Genomic DNA, 18,855 nt, shown 5'->3' on the forward strand with positions numbered 1-18,855 from the left:
TTATTAAAGCGGTTTTCCCGTTTTGATATTTAATCCGTAGCCATATGGATAAAGGGTGTCCCCCGGGTTCGTGACTGATGGGATGTCAACTGGAAGTGTGCCTTTAGGTTTTGCCTGGCCGAATATCGCCATCACTCCGGCCGGAATATTAGGTTGAAGATAACGGCCATTTGCGTATCCTTTAAAGCCATAGACTGCAATCAGTGCCTTTGCTTCTTCGAAATTGGCGGCATCATAGGGGTTGCGCAGGCTCATTAAGACAAATGGTTTGTTGTGCTGCAGTGCGGCTTTCATGACAGCTCTCGGAAACACGGTGGCCCATTTGCTTGAATCTGATATTGTGTCGTCGATGACACCGTCGTTGACGACAGGGTCATTTTTGACGACATAGGAGCCGGTTATGATATAATCAGCCTTTTTTACTTGTTTTGCATGCTCGGCATTAAATACTTGATTGGCAAAATTCATTTTGCTGAGGGATACGGATTTGATTTTCTTTCGCTTGATGAGATCGTGAATGGTTTGTTCGATTGAAGCAGTTTGTTCTTCGTAAGGTGCCACAATTAAGATTCGGCTGCCTTTTTTGGGCTTGAACGGCAAAGTGTGCTGTTCATTTTTTAATACAGTTACTGCTTTTTCAGCTATTTTTTTCTCTGCTTTCAGGTGCTGCTTGCTTCCTACGATTTTTTTGGCTTTGGCTATTTTTTCTTTTGTACTGTCGCTGTTTCGCGCTGGATACATGCCGCGTTTTATTTTCAGGGAAATGATTCTTTCAACTGATTTGTTGATTTGTTGTTCAGGAATATCCCCGTTTTTCACGGCTTCTTTCAAAGCTTGAATAACACGTGCGAATTTCTGTTCTTCTTTCATTGAAGTAACTGAGGCTGGCATTAATGCAATATCGACACCAGCTTTTACGGCCATGACCACAGCCTCTTCCTGTCCGAAATGATCTGCGATTGCCTTCATATTGAGCGCATCGGTAACGATCACACCATTAAAGCCCATTTCCTGACGAAGAAGACCTGTCATCACTTTTTTTGAAAGTGTAGCTGGAACCAGAATGTCCGATCCATCGAGTTTGCTTTTGTATGTGGTGTCGTCGAAGGCAGGGAATTGAACATGGGCTGTCATTACCATATCAGCACCGGCATCAATTGCTTTTTGAAAAGGATAAAGCTCGACCTCACGAAGCCGTTCTTGGCCATGGGAAACGAGCGGCAGTCCATAATGGCTGTCAACGTCCGTGTCTCCATGTCCCGGGAAATGTTTGAGGGCAGACGCGATATCCTGCCGCTGCAACCCTTTCATCGTGTATAAACCGAGGCGTGATGTCAGTTCTCGATTGGAGCTGAATGACCGTACGCCGATTACAGGATTATCAGGATTATTGTTAATGTCCACGACAGGGCTGAAATCTGTATTGATGCCTAAGGCAGAGAGCTCTTTCCCGATGATGCTGCCGGTCTGATACGCATTGATTCTGCTTCTGGCTGCGCCCAGCGCCATATTCCCTGGGAAATTAGTGCCTTCCCCTAACCTCGTTACAATGCCGCCTTCCTGATCAATACTCAGCATGAGCGGGATTTTTGGACTTGCCTTTTGGTAATCGTCTGTCAGTTGGACAGTTTGTTTTGTTGTTTTTACATTTTCTGCAAAAAGGATGATGCCTCCGAATTGATATTTCTTGACGAGGCTGGCGACTTCATCATTCATTTCTGTAAGGGCTTGCGGAGAGGACTCGCCTTCCTTTTGCCAGTTTCTAAAATCAGGCATCAGCATCTGGCCGAGTTTTTCGTCTAACGACATACGATTGACAATCTGATTGGCATCGATTGCACGTTTGGATGCAGAGGCTTCTGTCTGTCTGGCCCCGAAAAAGCATGAAATAAAGAGAACGGCTGAAAGGATAAGCGGAAAGACAGGTCTCATAGAAACTTCCTCCTATCGTCTAATCATTCATTCCATCGCTTCATAAATCGCGGTTATGACACTTCCATAACTGCCTGTTGCAAATTGATCACCCTCAAAGACGTTTGGATTTTCTTCCGGATCAATAACTGGTGTATGCTTTTTATTTGTTAACAATGCGATGCCTAAATTGTATGCTGGATCAATAATTGTAACTGTCCCTGTCCAGCCGGTATGCCCGTAAGCATTTTCACTGGCATGAGGGCCAAACATCCATTCCATGCTTTTACTTCCGTTCCGCCTCCAGCCAAGAGCGAATGTCGGATCTGTTGCTGAAGGTGCTGTAAACAGGTCGGCTGTTTTCTGATCAAATAAAGAAATATTTCGGTATGAACCTTTGTTTAACATGACTTGCAGCAGTATGGCCATATCATCTGCATTTGAGAACAATCCGGCATGCCCAGACACGCCATCCATTGAGTAAAACGCTTTTTCGTCATGCACTTCTCCTTGCAGCGAGTTTGTGCGGATGTTAGGGAATTGAATAACGCCGTCACGTGTATTGCCCATGCGTTCAGTAGCTGCGAACTGTTTCGGTTTAAAGCCCTTTTGCAGCGGATTGTACAAGGTATGCTTCAGCCTGAGCGGTTTGTAGAGCTCTTGCTCCGTGTAGACATCAAGCGGTTTGCCGGTGAGTTTTTCGACAATACATCCGAGTAGCATATATCCAATGTCACTGTATACGTGCTTTGTCCCAGTTTGATAATCGAGTGGAATTTTCGTCAAATATTCAATCGTTTTGTCCCGTTCTTGGGAATAGTACTTGCCGGCTTTTTCCGGCGTGTAAAAGTAAAAGCTTGATGGGAGCCCTGATTGGTGCTGGAGGACATCGATGACACGTATCTTGTCTTTTCCTTTTATGAGGTCACCCGGCTGATCCTTGAAACCCGGCAAATATGCAGAAACTTTTTCATAGACGTCAAGTTTTCCTTGGCTGACTAAGCGCTGCAATGCAAAATTTGTTGCGTACATTTTTGTATTTGAGGCTAAGTCAAACATCGTGCGGGTTTTCATTTTGGCCGGACGGCGCAGCAGTTCTGATCCTTCGTACTTTTTACTGTAGCCGTATGCTGCTTTTTTTATGATGCGTCCATCCTTCACCACCACAAGAACGGCGCCTGGGAATCCTGCTGCAATATCCCGTTCTATCATCTGATCTACCTTCCTTAGCTTCTTCGTCGAGAATTGTGCAGTTTCTGCATTTATGGTTTTCAGCTCAACCAAGTTGTCTGCTGTTTGTGCGAAGGTTTCATTTGGCGCAAATATCGACAGGGTTAAAATGGCACTGAATATGAACCGTGTCTTTGTTTTCACAGGCTAGCCCCTTTCTGTGCTTCTATCCCGTTTACTATCCCTAATACAGAAACAATTTAATCGAACTGTGAAGCCATTTCATCTTTATATCCGAATGCATAGGTCAATAAAAAGCCGGCCGCGTAGGAAATAAAGAGCCCAACGATATACAGGATGATTTGCGAAGGCAGGACTAGAAAAGAAAGCGGCAGTCCGGAGACACCAATCGCAATGGTGGCTACTTGAAAATAAGCTTGAAAGGCGCCGCCGATTCCAGCTCCTAAACATGCTGTTAAAAACGGACGGCCAAGCGGCAGCGTGACTCCGAAAATAAGCGGTTCACCAATGCCGAGCAGTCCCGATGGAAGCCCGCCGGCGATTGCTTTCCTCAGTGTTGTTTTTTTCGTCTTCACGAAAACGGCAAAGGCCGCGCCTACCTGTCCTGCACCTCCCATAGCCAAAATAGGGAGCAGAGGATCATTGCCAATTGAATTGATCAGTTCCATGTGCACAGGCGTCAAGCCTTGATGCAGTCCGGTTACGACGAGAGGGAGGAAGGTTGCGCCCAGAATAAAGCCCGCAGCGATGCCGCCGATGTCCAGGATGGACAGAAGGCCGGATGTAATGGCATCAGAAATGAATCCGCCTAAAGGCATAAATACGACATACGTTACGATTCCGGTGATTAACAGTGAAACGGTGGGTGTGACAATGATATCGAGTGATTGAGGAATAAAACGGCGAATAAATTGTTCGGTGTAAGCAATGAATATGGCTGCGAAAAGGACGCCGATCAGACCTCCCCTGCCCGGGAGAAGCTCTTCTCCAAATAAACTGATTTTTGCGATCTCCGGATTGATAATCAAGATCCCGGCCAAAGCCCCAAGTGCGGGTGTCCCGCCAAATTCTTTCGAAGCGTTAATACCAACGAGAATGCCGAGATAAGTGAACAGCCCTGATCCGATGACTGTCAGGATAACCGCAATTTGTGAGTCTGCAGAGAGCCAGCCTGCTTGAATAATTGCTTTGGTAATCCCAGTAATTAAACCGGAAGCGACTAGAGCGGGAATAAGAGGGATAAAAATGCTGGCAATTTTACGTAAGAAAAGTTTAAAAGGAGTGGCGTTTTTTCGATTGATATCGGCTTTCTTTTTGGCCGCTGCTTCTTTGACATCGGCACCTTCTTCTGCTGCTGACACGAGCTTCGAGAAAACAGCTGTAACATGATTGACGACTCCTGTGCCGAGGATAATTTGTAAGGTTTCAGCTTCAACGACCCCCAATACGCCGTCAAGCTTTCTTAAAGCCTGAGCATCCGCTTTGCTTTCATCGTAAGGCGTAATGCGCAGGCGTGTCATGCAATGCGTATATGAAGAAATATTGGATTTTCCTCCGCATAGCTCAAGGATTTTCTGTGCGAGATGATGGTAGTTATTTTCTTTGCTCATTAAAACCCCTCCCCTTCAAGATGCCTTATTTTATTCTCATAGATTGTATGGCTGCTCTCGTTTTATCGATATAACCGGTTGTCGTTTCATACTGCTCAGCCGCCATGCCTAAAAACAAAACATCAATTATAAAAAGCTGGGCGAGGCGGGAGGAAGTGGCTGCACTTCGAATCAAGGCTTCATTGGAATGGGCTGTATACAAAGGGACATCAGCCAGTGCGGAGACGGATGTCTGACTGAATTGTGTGAGGCTGATCGTTGTGATGCCTTTTTCCTTGGCCATGGCGAACAGTTCAATGATTTCCTGTGTCTCTCCTGAAAACGAAATGGCAAATACGATGTCGTCTTTATCTGCATTTGCGATTAAAGATGCCACAAGATGAGTGTCTGTAAACGCGGTTGCTTGTTTATGAATGCGAAGCCACTTTTGCTGGGCGTCCTTGGCGACAATGCCGGAAGCCCCGAGGCCGATAAAATGCACGGTATGAGCTTTGAGAAGCAGAGAAACCGCTCGTTCAAGCTCTTTGTAGTCCATCAGGTCTGAAGTATCCTGAATGGCTTGAATGGCATTGCCGGCCGTTTTTTCGGAAATGGAGGGCAGCAGCTCGTGGGGAACAATATCCCGGTAGCCCTGAAACGTAGGCTTTGCCAGATCGCCCGCTACTCTCATTTTTAAATCTTGAAATCCTTTTAAACCGAGTGATTTGCAGAGCCTGATGACGGCAGCGTCACTTGAATTGGCTAAGGCGCTAATTTCGTTGACCGTGCTTTCGATTGCTTTGTGGGGATGGGCTAGGATATAATCTGCAAGTTTGCGCTCGGATGGAGGGAGCTTATGCTTCATTGATTGGATGATCGCTAAACCGCCTGTGGCCATTCTAGTTCTCTCCTTATCATGGATGGTAATGTTCGATTGCTTTGTCAATGAAACCGTTTGCTTCATCGAGTAATGTCTTTGCTTGTTTCTGATCTGTGCTTGTTTTGAGCATGACGATTGCTGTTTTGACGTGATGATCGGCTTGTTCCAGGGTGTGCCTGGCTGTGTCGTATGAAGCATTTGTAAGGCTTTGGATGATACTGATGGCGCGTTCTTTTAGTTTTTTGTTGCTGACGTTGACGTCTACCATCAAGTTTTCGTAAACCTTGCCGATTTTGACCATTACAGCGGTAGATATCATGTTTAGAATCATTTTATGAGCGGTTGCGGCTTTCATACGTGTTGATCCTGTAATGGCCTCAGGTCCGACGACAACCTCAATGCTGTGATCCGCATCCTTGCTGATGGCGGAATTTTCATTGCAAGTAAGGGCGATGGTGTGTGCTCCGACTTTGCGGGCGTATCTTAGGGCGCCTGCGGCGTAGGGTGTGCGGCCGCTTGCTGCGATGGCAATGACGGTGTCATTTGAAGTGAGCTGTATGTTTCTTAAATCTTCAGCTCCTGCTTCTTCACTGTCTTCAATGCCCTCTGCTGCCTGTAAAAAGGCTTTGGGGCCTCCAGCCATGATTCCGATGACCTGATCTGGGCTTACGCTGTAGGTGGGAGGACATTCAACAGCATCCATGACGCCGAGTCTGCCGCTTGTACCGGCGCCTGTATATATGAGCCGGCCTCCATTTTGAAACGATTCATATGCGCAGTCTACAGCTGTTTTGATGTCGGGGAGAACCTCCTGAACGGCTGCAGCGACTTTCATATCTTCGTTGTTGATCATTTTGAGGATGCCGAGAGTGTTTGCTTTGTGGATTTCAACTGTTTGGCTATTGCGTGATTCCGTTGTAAGACGGTGAATGTTTAATGGTTCTGACATGAGGATGCCCCCTGTTTTAAAATGATATATCTCAATATTCAGTATATTCATTTCTGTTATGATATTTCAACTATGTTTTTTAATTTTTGAAATTTTATTTCACTCAAGACTATAAGAAATGATGAAGGATCAACTGTTCTCCAAGCGGCCCGATTCTTCGCCGTCCTTTATCAAGGAACCCGCTTTTCATATAAAGGTGTTTTGCGCGTATGTTCAGATGATTGACGGCCAAGATGATTTCGTCGCACCATGGAAAATATCCGCTCACAAAAGCGGGAAGCAAAATCATGGCTTTTTTCGCATAGCCTTTTCCGTGGTGCACAGCGTTTAAAGACAGGGAGCTGAGCAGTAAAGCAAATGGATTGTTAGAATAGGAAGCAAGCGTTTCTTTTGATGCATGTAAAATGAAAAAACCGACCGGAAGGTCGTCTTTTAAGATGACAACCGGGTATCGGTCCTGTATGCCCAGAGCCTGAGACAGCACCTCTTTCGGGAGGGAGGTAAAGCGTTTGTCATCGTTGGTGAGCGTGAATGCTTGAAGCTCGGGCAAGTGTTCAGGCTTATAGAAGGATAAAGAAATGTCTTGAGTCATGGGGTGGCCTCCTTACAAGATGTCGTCAAGCTTGTTTTCCGAAATGACCTGGTAGCCCGCTTGTTTTAACAATGCGGCGGTTACTCCGTTGCCGGTGATTTTTTTGCCAGAGAAGGTGCCGTTATAGATAAACCCGCTTCCGCAAGATGGACTGTTTTCTTTTAATATGACGGCAGAAGCGTTGATTTCTTTTGCGTAAGCCAATGTTTTCGCGGCGCCTTCCATATATAGTTCTGTGACGTCTTCTCCTGAAGCTGTCACGATTTTCGCTGTTCCATTGAGGACATCCTCGCCGGTGCCTCCTATGATTTCTGCGGGTTCGCGTGGGGTAGAGAAGCCGCCGAGAAGTTCAGGGCAAGCCATGACTGCTTTCTTTTCATCGACGAGTTTTCTGATTTTCTCCGACGCTGCGTGAGAGCCGTTATATCTGCATTCAATGCCTCCAAGGCAAGAACTGACTAGAATCATATTGGTTTCTCCTCTCTTGCTTTGCTTGTCTCTATCATAAAATAAATGGCTTTAGTTGGGAGGCTTTTTCAGTTAAAAAAGGAGTTAAAAAGTTTGAAAATAAAAAATTTAATTTTCCTCTTTACAAACAGGGGGTGACCTGTATATAATAACTTTTGTCAGCTCGACGAGAACACAACGGCCCGTTGGTCAAGCGGTTAAGACACCGCCCTTTCACGGCGGTAACACGGGTTCGAATCCCGTACGGGTCACCATTTGGAGGATTAGCTCAGCTGGGAGAGCATCTGCCTTACAAGCAGAGGGTCGGCGGTTCGAGCCCGTCATCCTCCACCATCTTGCCGGTGTAGCTCAATTGGTAGAGCAACTGACTTGTAATCAGTAGGTTGGGGGTTCAAGTCCTCTTGCCGGCACTGTTTTTTCAAAATTTTATGTGGAGGGGTAGCGAAGTGGCTAAACGCGGCGGACTGTAAATCCGCTCCCTCAGGGTTCGGCAGTTCGAATCTGCCCCCCTCCACCATTATTGGGCTATAGCCAAGCGGTAAGGCAACGGACTTTGACTCCGTCATGCGTTGGTTCGAATCCAGCTAGCCCAGTCACAGACACCTTTGATCAAAAGGTGTCTTTTTTCTTTTCGGAAAAATCATTCCAACTTCTAACTGTTCAGTCTGTATAATAATTTTAAAAATATGTTAAGGTAGTTTATTCACGAATTACCATCTACACCCTGCCAAAAATTTGATAAACTTATTTTATAAAAAAATTGAAACCTTTTGAAACGAAGCTCGTATACATACAGACCGGTGAAGGCAGAGGTTAGATAAATATGGAAATGATGATTAAAAAAAGAATTAAACAAGTCAAAAAAGGCGACCAGGATGCATTTGCGGACATCGTAGATATTTACAAAGATAAAATTTATCAGCTTTGCTACCGTATGCTTGGCAATGTGCATGAGGCGGAGGATATTGCACAGGAAGCTTTCATCAGAGCGTACGTTAATATCGACAGTTTTGATATTAACCGGAAATTTTCAACTTGGCTTTATCGAATCGCGACCAATTTGACCATTGACCGCATTCGCAAAAAGAAGCCGGATTATTACCTCGATGCAGAAGTGGCTGGTACGGAAGGCTTGACCATGTATTCTCAAATCGCCGCAGATGGTGTTTTGCCTGAAGATGCAGTTGTGTCGCTGGAGCTCTCAAACACGATACAGCAGAAAATTTTAAAGCTTCCTGACAAATACAGAACAGTCATCGTATTAAAGTATATTGACGAACTCTCATTAATTGAAATTGGGGAGATTCTAAACATTCCTGTGGGGACTGTGAAAACGCGGATTCACAGAGGCAGAGAGGCTCTTAGAAAACAATTAAGGGATCTTTAAGTGGGGTGATGAAATGAGCTGTCCTGAACAAATTGTGCAGCTTATGCATATGCATCTTGATGGAGATATCCTTCCAAAAGATGAACACGTATTAAATGAACATCTGGAGACATGCGAGAAATGCAGAAAGCATTTTTACGAGATGGAGAAATCCATAGCGCTCGTACGGAGCACATCGCATGTCGAAGCCCCCGCGGATTTTACCGCTAATGTCATGGCAAAATTGCCTAAGGAGAAGAAAAGAGCTTCTGTAAAAAGATGGTTCAGAACCCATCCCGTTATCGCAGCTGCTGCGGTATTCATCATTTTGATGGGCGGAGGTTTTTTTAACAGCTGGCATAATGACCACAATTTCAGCGTATCCAAGCAGCCGAATCTTGTGGTTCATAACCATACTGTGACCGTGCCAGAAGGTGAGACGGTCACAGGTGATGTCACTGTCAAAAACGGCAAGCTGATTATTAAAGGCAAAATAGACGGGGATGTAACCGTCGTAAACGGCGAAAAGTATATGGCCTCTGCTGGACAAGTCACCGGTCAGATTGAAGAAATCAATCAATTATTCGACTGGACATGGTACAAGATGAAGTCTGCGGGGAAAAGTGTACTCGATGCATTCAGTCCGAACGGAGAAGAGTAAAGCGCGTTAGCCGCTTTGCTCTTTTTTTGCGGGCTGAGAGGGCTGGCACATTTCACTTGCTAAATCGAAATGTGGTATAATGGGCTCGCTATGTAAAGTACATATGCGTAACACGTAAAACACAAAATACGAAATGACTGAAATCTTGGAGGACGAGGAAATGGCTTTTGAGGATATCCCTTTTTTGCAGTACCTCGGCAATGCCGTTGATATTCTCCTTGTTTGGTATGTGATATATAAATTGATTATGGTGATACGCGGCACGAAAGCGGTTCAGCTGTTAAAAGGAATTGTAGTCATCGTGCTTGTTCGTATGGCCAGCCAATATTTGGGCCTCAGCACACTTCAATGGCTGATGGACCAAGCGATAACATGGGGATTTTTAGCAATTATTATTATTTTTCAGCCTGAGCTGAGAAGAGCGCTTGAACAGCTAGGCCGCGGCCGCTTTTTTTCGAGGAGCGGCACGCCTGTTGAAGAAGCGCAGCAGAAAACGATTGAGGCCATTACAAAAGCGATCAATTATATGGCGAAACGCCGTATAGGCGCCCTGCTGACCATTGAGCGGGATACTGGAATGGGGGATTATATTGAAACCGGCATACCACTGAATGCCAAAGTCAGCTCTGAGCTGCTGATCAATATTTTTATCCCAAACACCCCGCTTCACGACGGTGCGGTGATTATGAAAAATAATGAAATTGCCGCGGCCGCCTGTTATCTGCCGCTTTCTGAGAGCCCGTTTATTTCAAAAGAACTGGGCACGCGGCACAGAGCAGCTGTCGGTATCAGTGAAGTAACAGACAGTTTGACGATTATTGTGTCTGAAGAGACCGGCGGCGTCAGTGTGGCAAAGAACGGCGACCTTCACAGAGAGCTTACAGAAGAAGCGCTGAAAGAAATGCTTGAAGCCGAGTTTAAGAAAAACACCAGAGACACTTCTTCTAACCGCTGGTATTGGAGGGGCAAGAAAAATGGATAAATTCTTAAACAACCGCTGGGCTGTGAAAATCATTGCTCTGCTTTTCGCGCTCTTGCTTTATGTGGCGGTTAACAGCAACCAAGCACCGACTCCGAAAAAACCGGGTGAATCTTTCTTTCCGACATCAACAACTGATGAAGCAACTCTGACTGATATTCCGGTTAAAGCGTATTATGATGATGAAAATTACGTCGTGACGGGTGTTCCGCAAACGGTTAATGTCACGATAAAAGGCTCGACAAGCGCTGTGAAAAAGGCTCGGCAGACCAAAAACTTTGAAATATATGCCGATATGGAACATTTGAAAACCGGCACACATAAGGTTGAGCTTAAGGCCAAAAACGTGTCGGATGGGCTGACAATCTCAATTAATCCGTCTGTTACGACAGTGACCATTCAGGAACGGACGACCAAAAGTTTTCCCGTAGAAGTGGAGTACTACAACAAAAGCAAGATGAAAAAAGGCTATTCTCCGGAGCAGCCGATTGTCAGTCCAAAAAATGTGCAGATTACCGGATCGAAAAATGTCATCGATAATATTTCTCTTGTAAAAGCTTCAGTGAATTTGGAAAACGCAGATGAAACGATTGAAAAGGAAGCGAAAGTGACTGTCTATGATAAAGACGGAAACGCGCTTCCTGTCGACGTGGAGCCCTCGGTCATCAAGATTACCGTTCCGGTGACAAGCCCGAGTAAAAAAGTGCCCTTTAAAATTGAACGGACAGGAAGCCTTCCTGACGGTGTCAGCATAGCGAATATTGAATCCAGCCCCAGTGAGGTAACGGTTTACGGCTCACAGGATGTGTTGGATTCTCTTGAATTTATTGACGGCGTCAGCTTAGATTTAAGTAAAATTAACAAGGATTCCGATATCGAGGCAGATATTCCGCTTCCTGACGGTGTCAAAAAAATCTCACCGTCAAAGGTGACTTTGCATATAGAAGTCGATAGTGAAGCGGATCAGAAGTTCGAGAATGTCCCTATCAAGACTGTAGGGCTGAGCAGCTCACAAAACATTGAATTTCTTGATCCTGAATCACAAGCGATAGACGTAACGGCTAAAGGCTCTCCCGCGAATATAAAAAAACTGAAAAAATCAGATATTGAATTGTATGTGAATGTTTCAGATTTAGAGGACGGGGAGCATAGCGTGAAGCTTGAAGTGAACGGGCCACAGAATGTAACCTGGTCCTTGGGGCGGAAAAACGCCAAAATCAAGCTGACGTCTAAGAAAAGCAATACATCAACGAATGATAACAGCAGCAATACATCAGGGAATCAGGATGACACAGATAAACAAACAAATGATCAAAAGAACAATCAGCAAGAAGATACAAAGAACACTGATAAAAACAGCAACGATCAAAACCAAGACGAAAATAAAGATCAAAACCAAGATCAGGATGAGGATGAATCCACTGCGAATTCACAATCCTCATCGGAATAAAAAAGGAGCGATTATAAAATGGGCAAGTATTTTGGAACAGACGGTGTAAGAGGTGTCGCCAATAGTGAGCTTACACCTGAGCTGGCCTTTAAAGTCGGACGTTTCGGCGGTTATGTGCTGACAAAAGACAAACAACGTCCAAAAGTGCTGATAGGCCGCGATACACGCATCTCCGGCCATATGCTGGAGGGAGCCCTTGTCGCCGGACTTTTATCCATTGGCGCAGAAGTCATGCGCCTAGGTGTCATTTCTACACCAGGTGTATCTTATTTGACAAAAGCGATGGATGCAGAGGCGGGCGTCATGATTTCCGCTTCTCATAACCCAGTGCAGGATAACGGCATCAAATTCTTTGGGGGAGATGGATTTAAGCTTTCTGATGAACAGGAGGCTGAAATTGAGCGCCTGATGGACGAACCTGAGGATAAGCTGCCAAGACCTGTCGGAGCAGACCTTGGACTTGTAAACGATTATTTTGAAGGCGGACAAAAATATCTGCAATTCTTAAAACAGACAGCTGATGAAGATTTCACAGGCATTCATGTGGCATTGGACTGTGCCCATGGCGCAACGTCATCCTTGGCGACACACCTGTTTGCTGATTTAGATGCAGATGTTTCTACAATGGGGACTTCCCCGAACGGATTAAACATTAATGACGGCGTCGGTTCGACTCATCCCGAAGCGCTCAGCGCGTTTGTCAAAGAGAAAAACGCGGATCTCGGTCTTGCGTTCGACGGTGACGGCGACCGCCTGATTGCTGTAGATGAAAAAGGAAATATTGTAGACGGCGACCAAATCATGTACATATGCTCAAAACACCTGAAATCAGAGGGCCGTTTAAAGGATGATACTTTGGTTTCAACCGTGATGAGCAACCTCGGCTTCTATAAGGCGCTCGAAAAAGAAGGCATCAAAAGCGTGCAGACAGCTGTCGGCGACCGCTACGTAGTAGAAGCAATGAAAAAAGACGGCTACAACGTCGGCGGAGAGCAGTCAGGACATCTTATTTTCCTTGATTACAACACGACAGGGGACGGATTATTGTCTGCTATTATGCTGATGAACACTTTGAAAGCCACAGGCAAGCCACTGTCAGAGCTTGCAGCTGAAATGCAGAAGTTCCCGCAGCTGTTAGTCAATGTGAGAGTGACTGATAAATATAAAGTTGAAGAAAATGAAAAAGTAAAAGCAGTTATTTCTGAAGTTGAAAAAGAAATGAACGGCGACGGCCGGATTTTGGTGCGCCCTTCAGGAACTGAACCGCTCGTCCGTGTCATGGCTGAAGCGAAGACGAAAGAGCTGTGCGATGAGTATGTCAATCGCATTGTTGAAGTCGTCCGGTCAGAAATGGGATTAGAGTAACGAAGTCTATTATCAGAGAGTGAACAAGACAAGCGAGGTTTACATAAGATAATTGTGAGACATACGGCAAAGTTGTTTAAAAAACAATTGACCGTTTATGCCACATGTTGTAAAATCAAGCTTGTCTTGTTCTTATTTTCTCAATAGGAAAAGAAGACGGGATTATTGCTTTACCTATAATTATAGCGCCCGAACTAAGCGCCCGGAAAAAGGCTTAGTTGACGAGGATGGAGGTTATCGAATTTTCGGCGGATGCCTCCCGGCTGAGTGTGCAGATCACAGCCGTAAGGATTTCTTCAAACCAAGGGGGTGACTCCTTGAACAAAGAGAAATCACATGATCTTCCAAAAAACATGTAGGAGGGGACGATTGAAAGTCCCCTTGAAATTTGACTTTCTTCGTCTCCTTTTACAATCTTAGGAGGAAGAAAAATATGTGTGGAATCGTAGGTTATATCGGTCAGCTTGATGCGAAGGAAATTTTATTAAAAGGGTTAGAAAAGCTTGAGTATCGCGGTTATGACTCTGCTGGTATTGCTGTTGCCAACGAACAGGGAATCCATGTGTTCAAAGAAAAAGGACGCATTGCAGATCTGCGTGAAGTTGTGGATGCCAATGTAGAAGCGAAAGCCGGAATTGGGCATACTCGCTGGGCGACACACGGCGAACCAAGCTATCTGAACGCTCACCCGCATCAAAGCGCACTGGGTCGCTTTACACTTGTCCATAACGGCGTGATCGAGAACTATGTTCAGCTGAAGCAAGAGTATTTGCAAGATGTAGAGCTCAAAAGTGACACCGATACAGAAGTAGTCGTTCAAGTAATCGAGCAATTCGTCAATGGAGGACTTGAGACAGAAGAAGCGTTCCGCAAAACACTTACACTGTTAAAAGGCTCTTATGCAATTGCTTTATTCGATAACGACAACAGAGAAACGATTTTTGTAGCGAAAAACAAAAGCCCTCTATTAGTAGGTCTTGGAGATACATTCAACGTCGTGGCATCTGATGCAATGGCGATGCTTCAAGTAACCAACGAATATGTTGAGCTGATGGATAAAGAAATGGTTATCGTCACTGATGACCAAGTTGTCATCAAAAACCTTGATGGTGACGTGATTACACGTGCGTCTTATATTGCTGAGCTTGATGCCAGTGATATTGAAAAAGGCACGTACCCTCACTACATGTTGAAAGAAACGGATGAGCAGCCTGTTGTTATGCGTAAAATCATCCAAACGTATCAAGATGAAAACGGCAAGCTGTCTGTGCCTGGCGATATCGCTGCCGCTGTAGCGGAAACGGACCGCATCTATATCATTGGCTGCGGAACAAGCTACCATGCAGGACTTGTCGGTAAACAATATATTGAAATGTGGGCAAACGTGCCGGTTGAAGTGCATGTAGCGAGTGAATTCTCCTACAACATGCCGCTTCTGTCTAAGAAACCGCTCTTCATTTTCCTTTCTCAAAGCGGAGAAACAGCAGACAGCCGCGCGGTTCTCGTTCAAGTCAAAGCGCTCGGACACAAAGCCCTGACAATCACAAACGTACCTGGATCAACGCTTTCTCGTGAAGCTGACTATACATTGCTGCTTCATGCAGGCCCTGAGATCGCTGTTGCGTCAACCAAAGCATACACTGCACAAATCGCAGTTCTTGCGGTTCTTGCTTCTGTAGCTGCTGACAAAAACGGCATCGATATCGGATTTGACCTTGTCAAAGAACTCGGTATCGCTGCAAACGCAATGGAAGCTCTATGCGACCAGAAAGACGAAATGGAAATGATCGCTCGTGAATACCTGACTGTATCCAGAAATGCTTTCTTCATCGGACGCGGCCTTGACTACTTCGTATGTGTCGAAGGCGCACTGAAGCTGAAAGAGATTTCTTACATCCAGGCAGAAGGTTTTGCCGGCGGAGAGCTGAAGCACGGAACGATTGCTTTGATCGAACAAGGAACACCAGTATTCGCATTGGCTACTCAAGAGCACGTAAACCTAAGCATCCGCGGAAACGTCAAAGAAGTTGCCGCTCGCGGAGCAAACACATGCATCATCTCACTGAAAGGCCTAGACGATGCGGATGACAGATTCGTACTGCCGGAAGTAAACCCAGCGCTTGCTCCGTTGGTATCTGTTGTTCCATTGCAGCTGATCGCTTACTATGCTGCACTGCATCGCGGCTGTGATGTTGATAAACCGCGTAACCTTGCGAAGAGTGTTACTGTGGAGTAATAAATGTTTAACCCCTTTGGATAAGATTGTCTAAAGGGGTGTTTTTATGTCCAAAAGAGAAAGAACATCTACAGTGGAAAAATGGATTAAAGAAGTTGATGGTACAGGACCCGACTATCGATCGGCCATGGCTATAGATTTGAGATGTTTCCTCATAAGGCCAGTTAACGAGCTTAAAAGGCTTTAAAACTAGTAGACTGCATGAATTTTTCAGTGGAGCGAAATTGCTTTTACTTTCACCTGAATTTTCTTATGTAATAGCAGACCGGAGAGCCTATTGTAATGACAACAGATTTTTTATGACATTTAATAAGGGGCGAGAAATTCATGACATTAAAATGAAAGATGAAAAGAGAATGTACTTGTGGGCCTTAGGTTTTAAAATTCATTCTTTTGTTATTGAGTACATTCCGGTTTAAGTTGAAATGATTCAGTAAAGGACACGCCATAAATAAAAGGTAGCGTATGACTCCCATTTTTTCCATGAAAACGATATTTCTAAGATTTCATCTTTCGTAGGCTTTCGATTCATATTACGTAATATTTTTATCGAATGAATTAGACCCACATCATCGATTGGAAAAGCTGTCGGGAACCTAAGGCAGCGCATTAGAACATAATTGGCTGTCCAAGGACCGATTCCTCGTATTTTAATTAAGTTTTTTTCAGCATCTTTAAAGTTCATTTTCATTAATTTTTCCCTCGATAATTCTCCACTTGCCATTAATCTGGCTATTCCAATGATATATTCACTTTTTTTTACCGTCATTTTAATATCCGCCAGGTCGATAGGGATTAACTGTGCAATTCGCTCGTACGGTGGGAACACCCAATACTTTTTACCATTCCATTCAATAGAATCGCCAAATGCTTCTACAAATTGCTTCTTTAAGGAGTACGCGAAGGCTAAGTTAATTTGTTGTCCTAAAACTCCCCAACATAAAGCTTCAAATAAATCGGGAATGCCGATAACTCGCAACCCATAAAATTTTCGGGCAGGCATTTTAAGTAATGGATCTGCTTTTGCCATTTCATAAAATGATGTTAAATCGTTATCAAGATCAAACCATTCATGAATATATTTTACAATCTCTTCCCGTTTCCACTGCTCAACAGGTCTAGAATCGTTTAGGAATTGAACAACCATTTGTTTATTATTGATTACGCTTACCTGCACTAAGCACCGAATTTCCCCAATGGCTATAACTTTTGTAATGATATTGTTCTCTATCTCATACATGCATTCATTTTTTTCCCTGGTTAGATAGCCTAGGTTAGCATTCATGTCGAAAATTTCAGGTAATGTAATGACAATAACATCATTGACTTCATGCCATGTCACTTTTTCATTCTCCTTATCTTAAATAATTATAAGAAAACTCACGCTGGTTGAAATTAGTTTATCACATAATCATCTTTACTCATTTTGTTATCTTGCTATTACATTCTAACCGCCTTATTTTTTTCTATTTATGAGGTTATAGTGTAGTTATCAAGAATGCTAAACGGGAGTAGATAAAAATGGCTCATGATATAAAAAACGCGTGTCGAAAATTTAAATTGAGATTCAATTCAAAATGAATTAGATGAGCCATGTAAGGAGAGGTGAGATAAATGCCGGATAGTATCAATAACGGACATAAAGAGAGCCATGATCATAGAATTTCGAATGATGTAGAAATGATAACAGATGAAAAGTGGGAAGCAATTATAAATAATGATGCAGCGTACAATAATCAATTTTTCTACGCTGTAAAATCGACAGGGATATTCTGTAAACCATCCTGTAAATCTCGCGTTCCGAAAAAAGAAAATGTATGTATTTTTCCAAACGCAGAACAAGCTCTCCGCGCAAATTTTCGCCCTTGTAAACGTTGCAAGCCCACTAATGAAAAAATGCCTGATAGCGAGTGGGTTGATTTAATTACTGAATACATTGATAAAAATTTCACAGAAAAATTAACGCTAGAATCGTTAGCAGATATTTGTCATGGGAGTCCGTATCATATGCATCGAACATTTAAAAAGATTAAAGGCATTACGCTGGTTGAGTATATACAACAAGTTAGAGTGCACGCGGCTAAAAAGTATTTGATTCAGACAAATAAAGCGATTGGAGATATCGCTATATGTGTGGGTATAGCTAACGCGCCTTATTTTATTACTTTATTTAAAAAGAAAACTGGACAGACACCAGCACAATTTCGTGAAATGAGTAAAATGGAGGAAACGTACAATGGAAACAAAGAATAAACCAACCCTTTATTGGTCTTTACTAATGTTCAAGGATTGGAATTTTTATATTGCTTCAACTTTAAAGGGGCTTGTGTTTGTAGGTTCACAGAACAAACCAATCGAGGAATTGTTCGAATGGGCTAAGAAACGCTTTCCAGGAAGTCTTCTTGTTGAAGATGATGATAAGCTTGAACCCTATGCCGTTGAAATCACTCAATATCTAGAAGGAAAGCGGAAAAACTTTACTGTTCCAGTTGAGTACGCCGGTACGCAATTTCAGCTAGCAGTTTGGAATGCACTTTGTGAAATTCCTTATGGACAGACGAAATCCTATTCCGACATTGCAAATGATATAAATAAACCAGCAGCTGTTCGTGCTGTAGGTGCGGCTATTGGGGCTAATCCGGTATTAATTACTGTACCGTGCCACCGTGTAATAGGAAAGAATGGCTCATTAACTGGCTATCGGGGCGGATTTGAAATGAAGACACTGCTCCTTGATCTGGAAAAGCGAGTTTCATCTGAAATGAAGGTTCCTCATTGAAAGTGAATCATCATCTATAATGGGTTGGATTCTTTTAGAGGAAAGTAAAGACCAGTTTACTGATAAACTTGACAACTTTTAAAATTTAGCATATCTTATACGTAACTTAATAATCGATGCAGATGTTTATTTTTCCTTTTAATATGTAGGCCTTTAGCATTCTTTTCATATTTCATTTTAAATATTGATAGGATGAAAAAGTATCCTAATAAAAAAGGAAGAGAACATGAGTCGATTTATTTGATAATCAGGACTGTATTAAAGGAAATGAAATCATAGCATAAAGTAAAGACAAATAATAAGGTAGCTCTTCAAAAAACTTCCCAGAAGTTAGTTGAAGTGAAGCCGACAATTTTCAGGATTCAATGATCTAACATAATCATTGAAATTTTGAAGTTGTCGGCTTTTTTGTTGGAAAAAAATAGAGATAAATAAAAAT

The 18,855-nt window shown here is 43.6% G+C and carries 17 protein-coding genes and 5 tRNA genes; 14 read left to right on the forward strand and 8 right to left on the reverse strand.

Translation table 11 applies throughout. From position 1 onward, the window contains the following. Nucleotides 1–3 precede the first annotated feature (3 nt). The 7 genes from nagZ to AC0OMU_RS12085 form a co-directional block, all read right to left on the reverse strand. On the reverse strand, nucleotides 4–1,932 hold the full coding sequence (gene nagZ / locus AC0OMU_RS12055) for a beta-N-acetylhexosaminidase (protein WP_047181990.1): 1,929 nt from the start codon (nucleotides 1,930–1,932) through the stop codon (nucleotides 4–6). A gap of 27 nt (nucleotides 1,933–1,959) precedes the next feature. Further along, complete coding sequence (gene amiE / locus AC0OMU_RS12060) at nucleotides 1,960–3,285, reverse strand: N-acetylmuramoyl-L-alanine amidase (RefSeq protein WP_047181991.1); 1,326 nt, start codon at nucleotides 3,283–3,285, stop codon at nucleotides 1,960–1,962. Between the two features lie 56 nt (nucleotides 3,286–3,341). Next, nucleotides 3,342–4,712: a PTS transporter subunit EIIC gene (locus AC0OMU_RS12065; protein ID WP_047181992.1), complete on the reverse strand. Its 1,371-nt coding sequence runs from the start codon at nucleotides 4,710–4,712 to the stop codon at nucleotides 3,342–3,344. A 25-nt stretch (nucleotides 4,713–4,737) separates the two neighbouring features. Then, nucleotides 4,738–5,589 (reverse strand): MurR/RpiR family transcriptional regulator, encoded by an 852-nt coding sequence (locus AC0OMU_RS12070; protein WP_474241200.1) that lies wholly within the window; start codon nucleotides 5,587–5,589, stop codon nucleotides 4,738–4,740. A gap of 16 nt (nucleotides 5,590–5,605) precedes the next feature. Further along, entirely contained in the window at nucleotides 5,606–6,520 is a 915-nt protein-coding gene (gene murQ, locus AC0OMU_RS12075; protein WP_047181994.1) for an N-acetylmuramic acid 6-phosphate etherase, read from the reverse strand. A 109-nt stretch (nucleotides 6,521–6,629) separates the two neighbouring features. Continuing rightward, nucleotides 6,630–7,112 carry a GNAT family N-acetyltransferase gene (locus tag AC0OMU_RS12080; protein ID WP_174616577.1) on the reverse strand — a complete coding sequence of 161 codons (483 nt, stop codon included), beginning with the start codon at nucleotides 7,110–7,112 and terminating at the stop codon, nucleotides 6,630–6,632. 12 nt (nucleotides 7,113–7,124) lie between these two features. Then, nucleotides 7,125–7,580, reverse strand: a complete 456-nt coding sequence (locus AC0OMU_RS12085) for a 2-thiouracil desulfurase family protein (RefSeq protein ID WP_047181996.1) — start codon at nucleotides 7,578–7,580, stop codon at nucleotides 7,125–7,127. A 179-nt stretch (nucleotides 7,581–7,759) separates the two neighbouring features. Between AC0OMU_RS12085 and AC0OMU_RS12090 the strand changes: the two genes are divergently transcribed. The 12 genes from AC0OMU_RS12090 to AC0OMU_RS12145 all read left to right on the forward strand — a co-directional run bounded on the left by AC0OMU_RS12090 (nucleotide 7,760) and on the right by AC0OMU_RS12145 (nucleotide 15,824). Beyond that, a tRNA-Glu gene (locus tag AC0OMU_RS12090) sits at nucleotides 7,760–7,834 on the forward strand. A 3-nt stretch (nucleotides 7,835–7,837) separates the two neighbouring features. Further along, a tRNA-Val gene (locus AC0OMU_RS12095) sits at nucleotides 7,838–7,913 on the forward strand. Nucleotides 7,914–7,917: 4 nt separating this feature from the next. Continuing rightward, nucleotides 7,918–7,990: transfer RNA gene (locus tag AC0OMU_RS12100), tRNA-Thr, on the forward strand. A 22-nt stretch (nucleotides 7,991–8,012) separates the two neighbouring features. Then, nucleotides 8,013–8,097 (forward strand) — tRNA-Tyr (locus tag AC0OMU_RS12105). A 4-nt stretch (nucleotides 8,098–8,101) separates the two neighbouring features. After that, nucleotides 8,102–8,173 (forward strand) — tRNA-Gln (locus AC0OMU_RS12110). Between the two features lie 230 nt (nucleotides 8,174–8,403). Further along, a complete protein-coding gene (gene sigW, locus AC0OMU_RS12115) occupies nucleotides 8,404–8,967 on the forward strand; it encodes an RNA polymerase sigma factor SigW (protein WP_003223646.1) in 564 nt (187 codons plus the stop codon). A gap of 13 nt (nucleotides 8,968–8,980) precedes the next feature. Beyond that, nucleotides 8,981–9,607, forward strand: coding sequence for an anti-sigma-W factor RsiW (rsiW, locus tag AC0OMU_RS12120; RefSeq protein ID WP_474241201.1), 627 nt, complete (start codon nucleotides 8,981–8,983; stop codon nucleotides 9,605–9,607). Between the two features lie 160 nt (nucleotides 9,608–9,767). Further along, on the forward strand, nucleotides 9,768–10,589 hold the full coding sequence (cdaA, locus tag AC0OMU_RS12125; protein WP_003223651.1) for a diadenylate cyclase CdaA: 822 nt from the start codon (nucleotides 9,768–9,770) through the stop codon (nucleotides 10,587–10,589). After that, nucleotides 10,582–12,036, forward strand: coding sequence for a CdaA regulatory protein CdaR (cdaR, locus tag AC0OMU_RS12130; RefSeq protein WP_047181997.1), 1,455 nt, complete (start codon nucleotides 10,582–10,584; stop codon nucleotides 12,034–12,036). The genes cdaA and cdaR overlap by 8 nt, the downstream gene beginning before the upstream one ends. A gap of 18 nt (nucleotides 12,037–12,054) precedes the next feature. Then, complete coding sequence (gene glmM, locus AC0OMU_RS12135) at nucleotides 12,055–13,401, forward strand: phosphoglucosamine mutase (protein WP_014478651.1); 1,347 nt, start codon at nucleotides 12,055–12,057, stop codon at nucleotides 13,399–13,401. A gap of 433 nt (nucleotides 13,402–13,834) precedes the next feature. Beyond that, nucleotides 13,835–15,637, forward strand: coding sequence for a glutamine--fructose-6-phosphate transaminase (isomerizing) (gene glmS / locus AC0OMU_RS12140; protein WP_474241202.1), 1,803 nt, complete (start codon nucleotides 13,835–13,837; stop codon nucleotides 15,635–15,637). Nucleotides 15,638–15,683: 46 nt separating this feature from the next. After that, complete coding sequence (locus AC0OMU_RS12145) at nucleotides 15,684–15,824, forward strand: hypothetical protein (protein WP_322840126.1); 141 nt, start codon at nucleotides 15,684–15,686, stop codon at nucleotides 15,822–15,824. A gap of 243 nt (nucleotides 15,825–16,067) precedes the next feature. On the opposite strand, the gene alkA is transcribed toward AC0OMU_RS12145, so the two are convergent. Continuing rightward, nucleotides 16,068–16,979, reverse strand: a complete 912-nt coding sequence (gene alkA / locus AC0OMU_RS12150; RefSeq protein ID WP_474241203.1) for a DNA-3-methyladenine glycosidase II — start codon at nucleotides 16,977–16,979, stop codon at nucleotides 16,068–16,070. A gap of 272 nt (nucleotides 16,980–17,251) precedes the next feature. Here alkA and adaA point away from each other — a divergent pair, with 272 nt between their 5' ends. Both adaA and adaB read left to right on the forward strand, forming a co-directional pair. Then, nucleotides 17,252–17,890 (forward strand): bifunctional transcriptional activator/DNA repair enzyme AdaA, encoded by a 639-nt coding sequence (adaA, locus tag AC0OMU_RS12155; RefSeq protein ID WP_474241204.1) that lies wholly within the window; start codon nucleotides 17,252–17,254, stop codon nucleotides 17,888–17,890. Further along, complete coding sequence (gene adaB, locus AC0OMU_RS12160; protein ID WP_063335964.1) at nucleotides 17,874–18,416, forward strand: methylated-DNA--[protein]-cysteine S-methyltransferase; 543 nt, start codon at nucleotides 17,874–17,876, stop codon at nucleotides 18,414–18,416. The genes adaA and adaB overlap by 17 nt, the downstream gene beginning before the upstream one ends. Nucleotides 18,417–18,855: the final 439 nt, after the last annotated feature.

The organism is Bacillus sp. FAU18, from assembly GCF_056033885.1.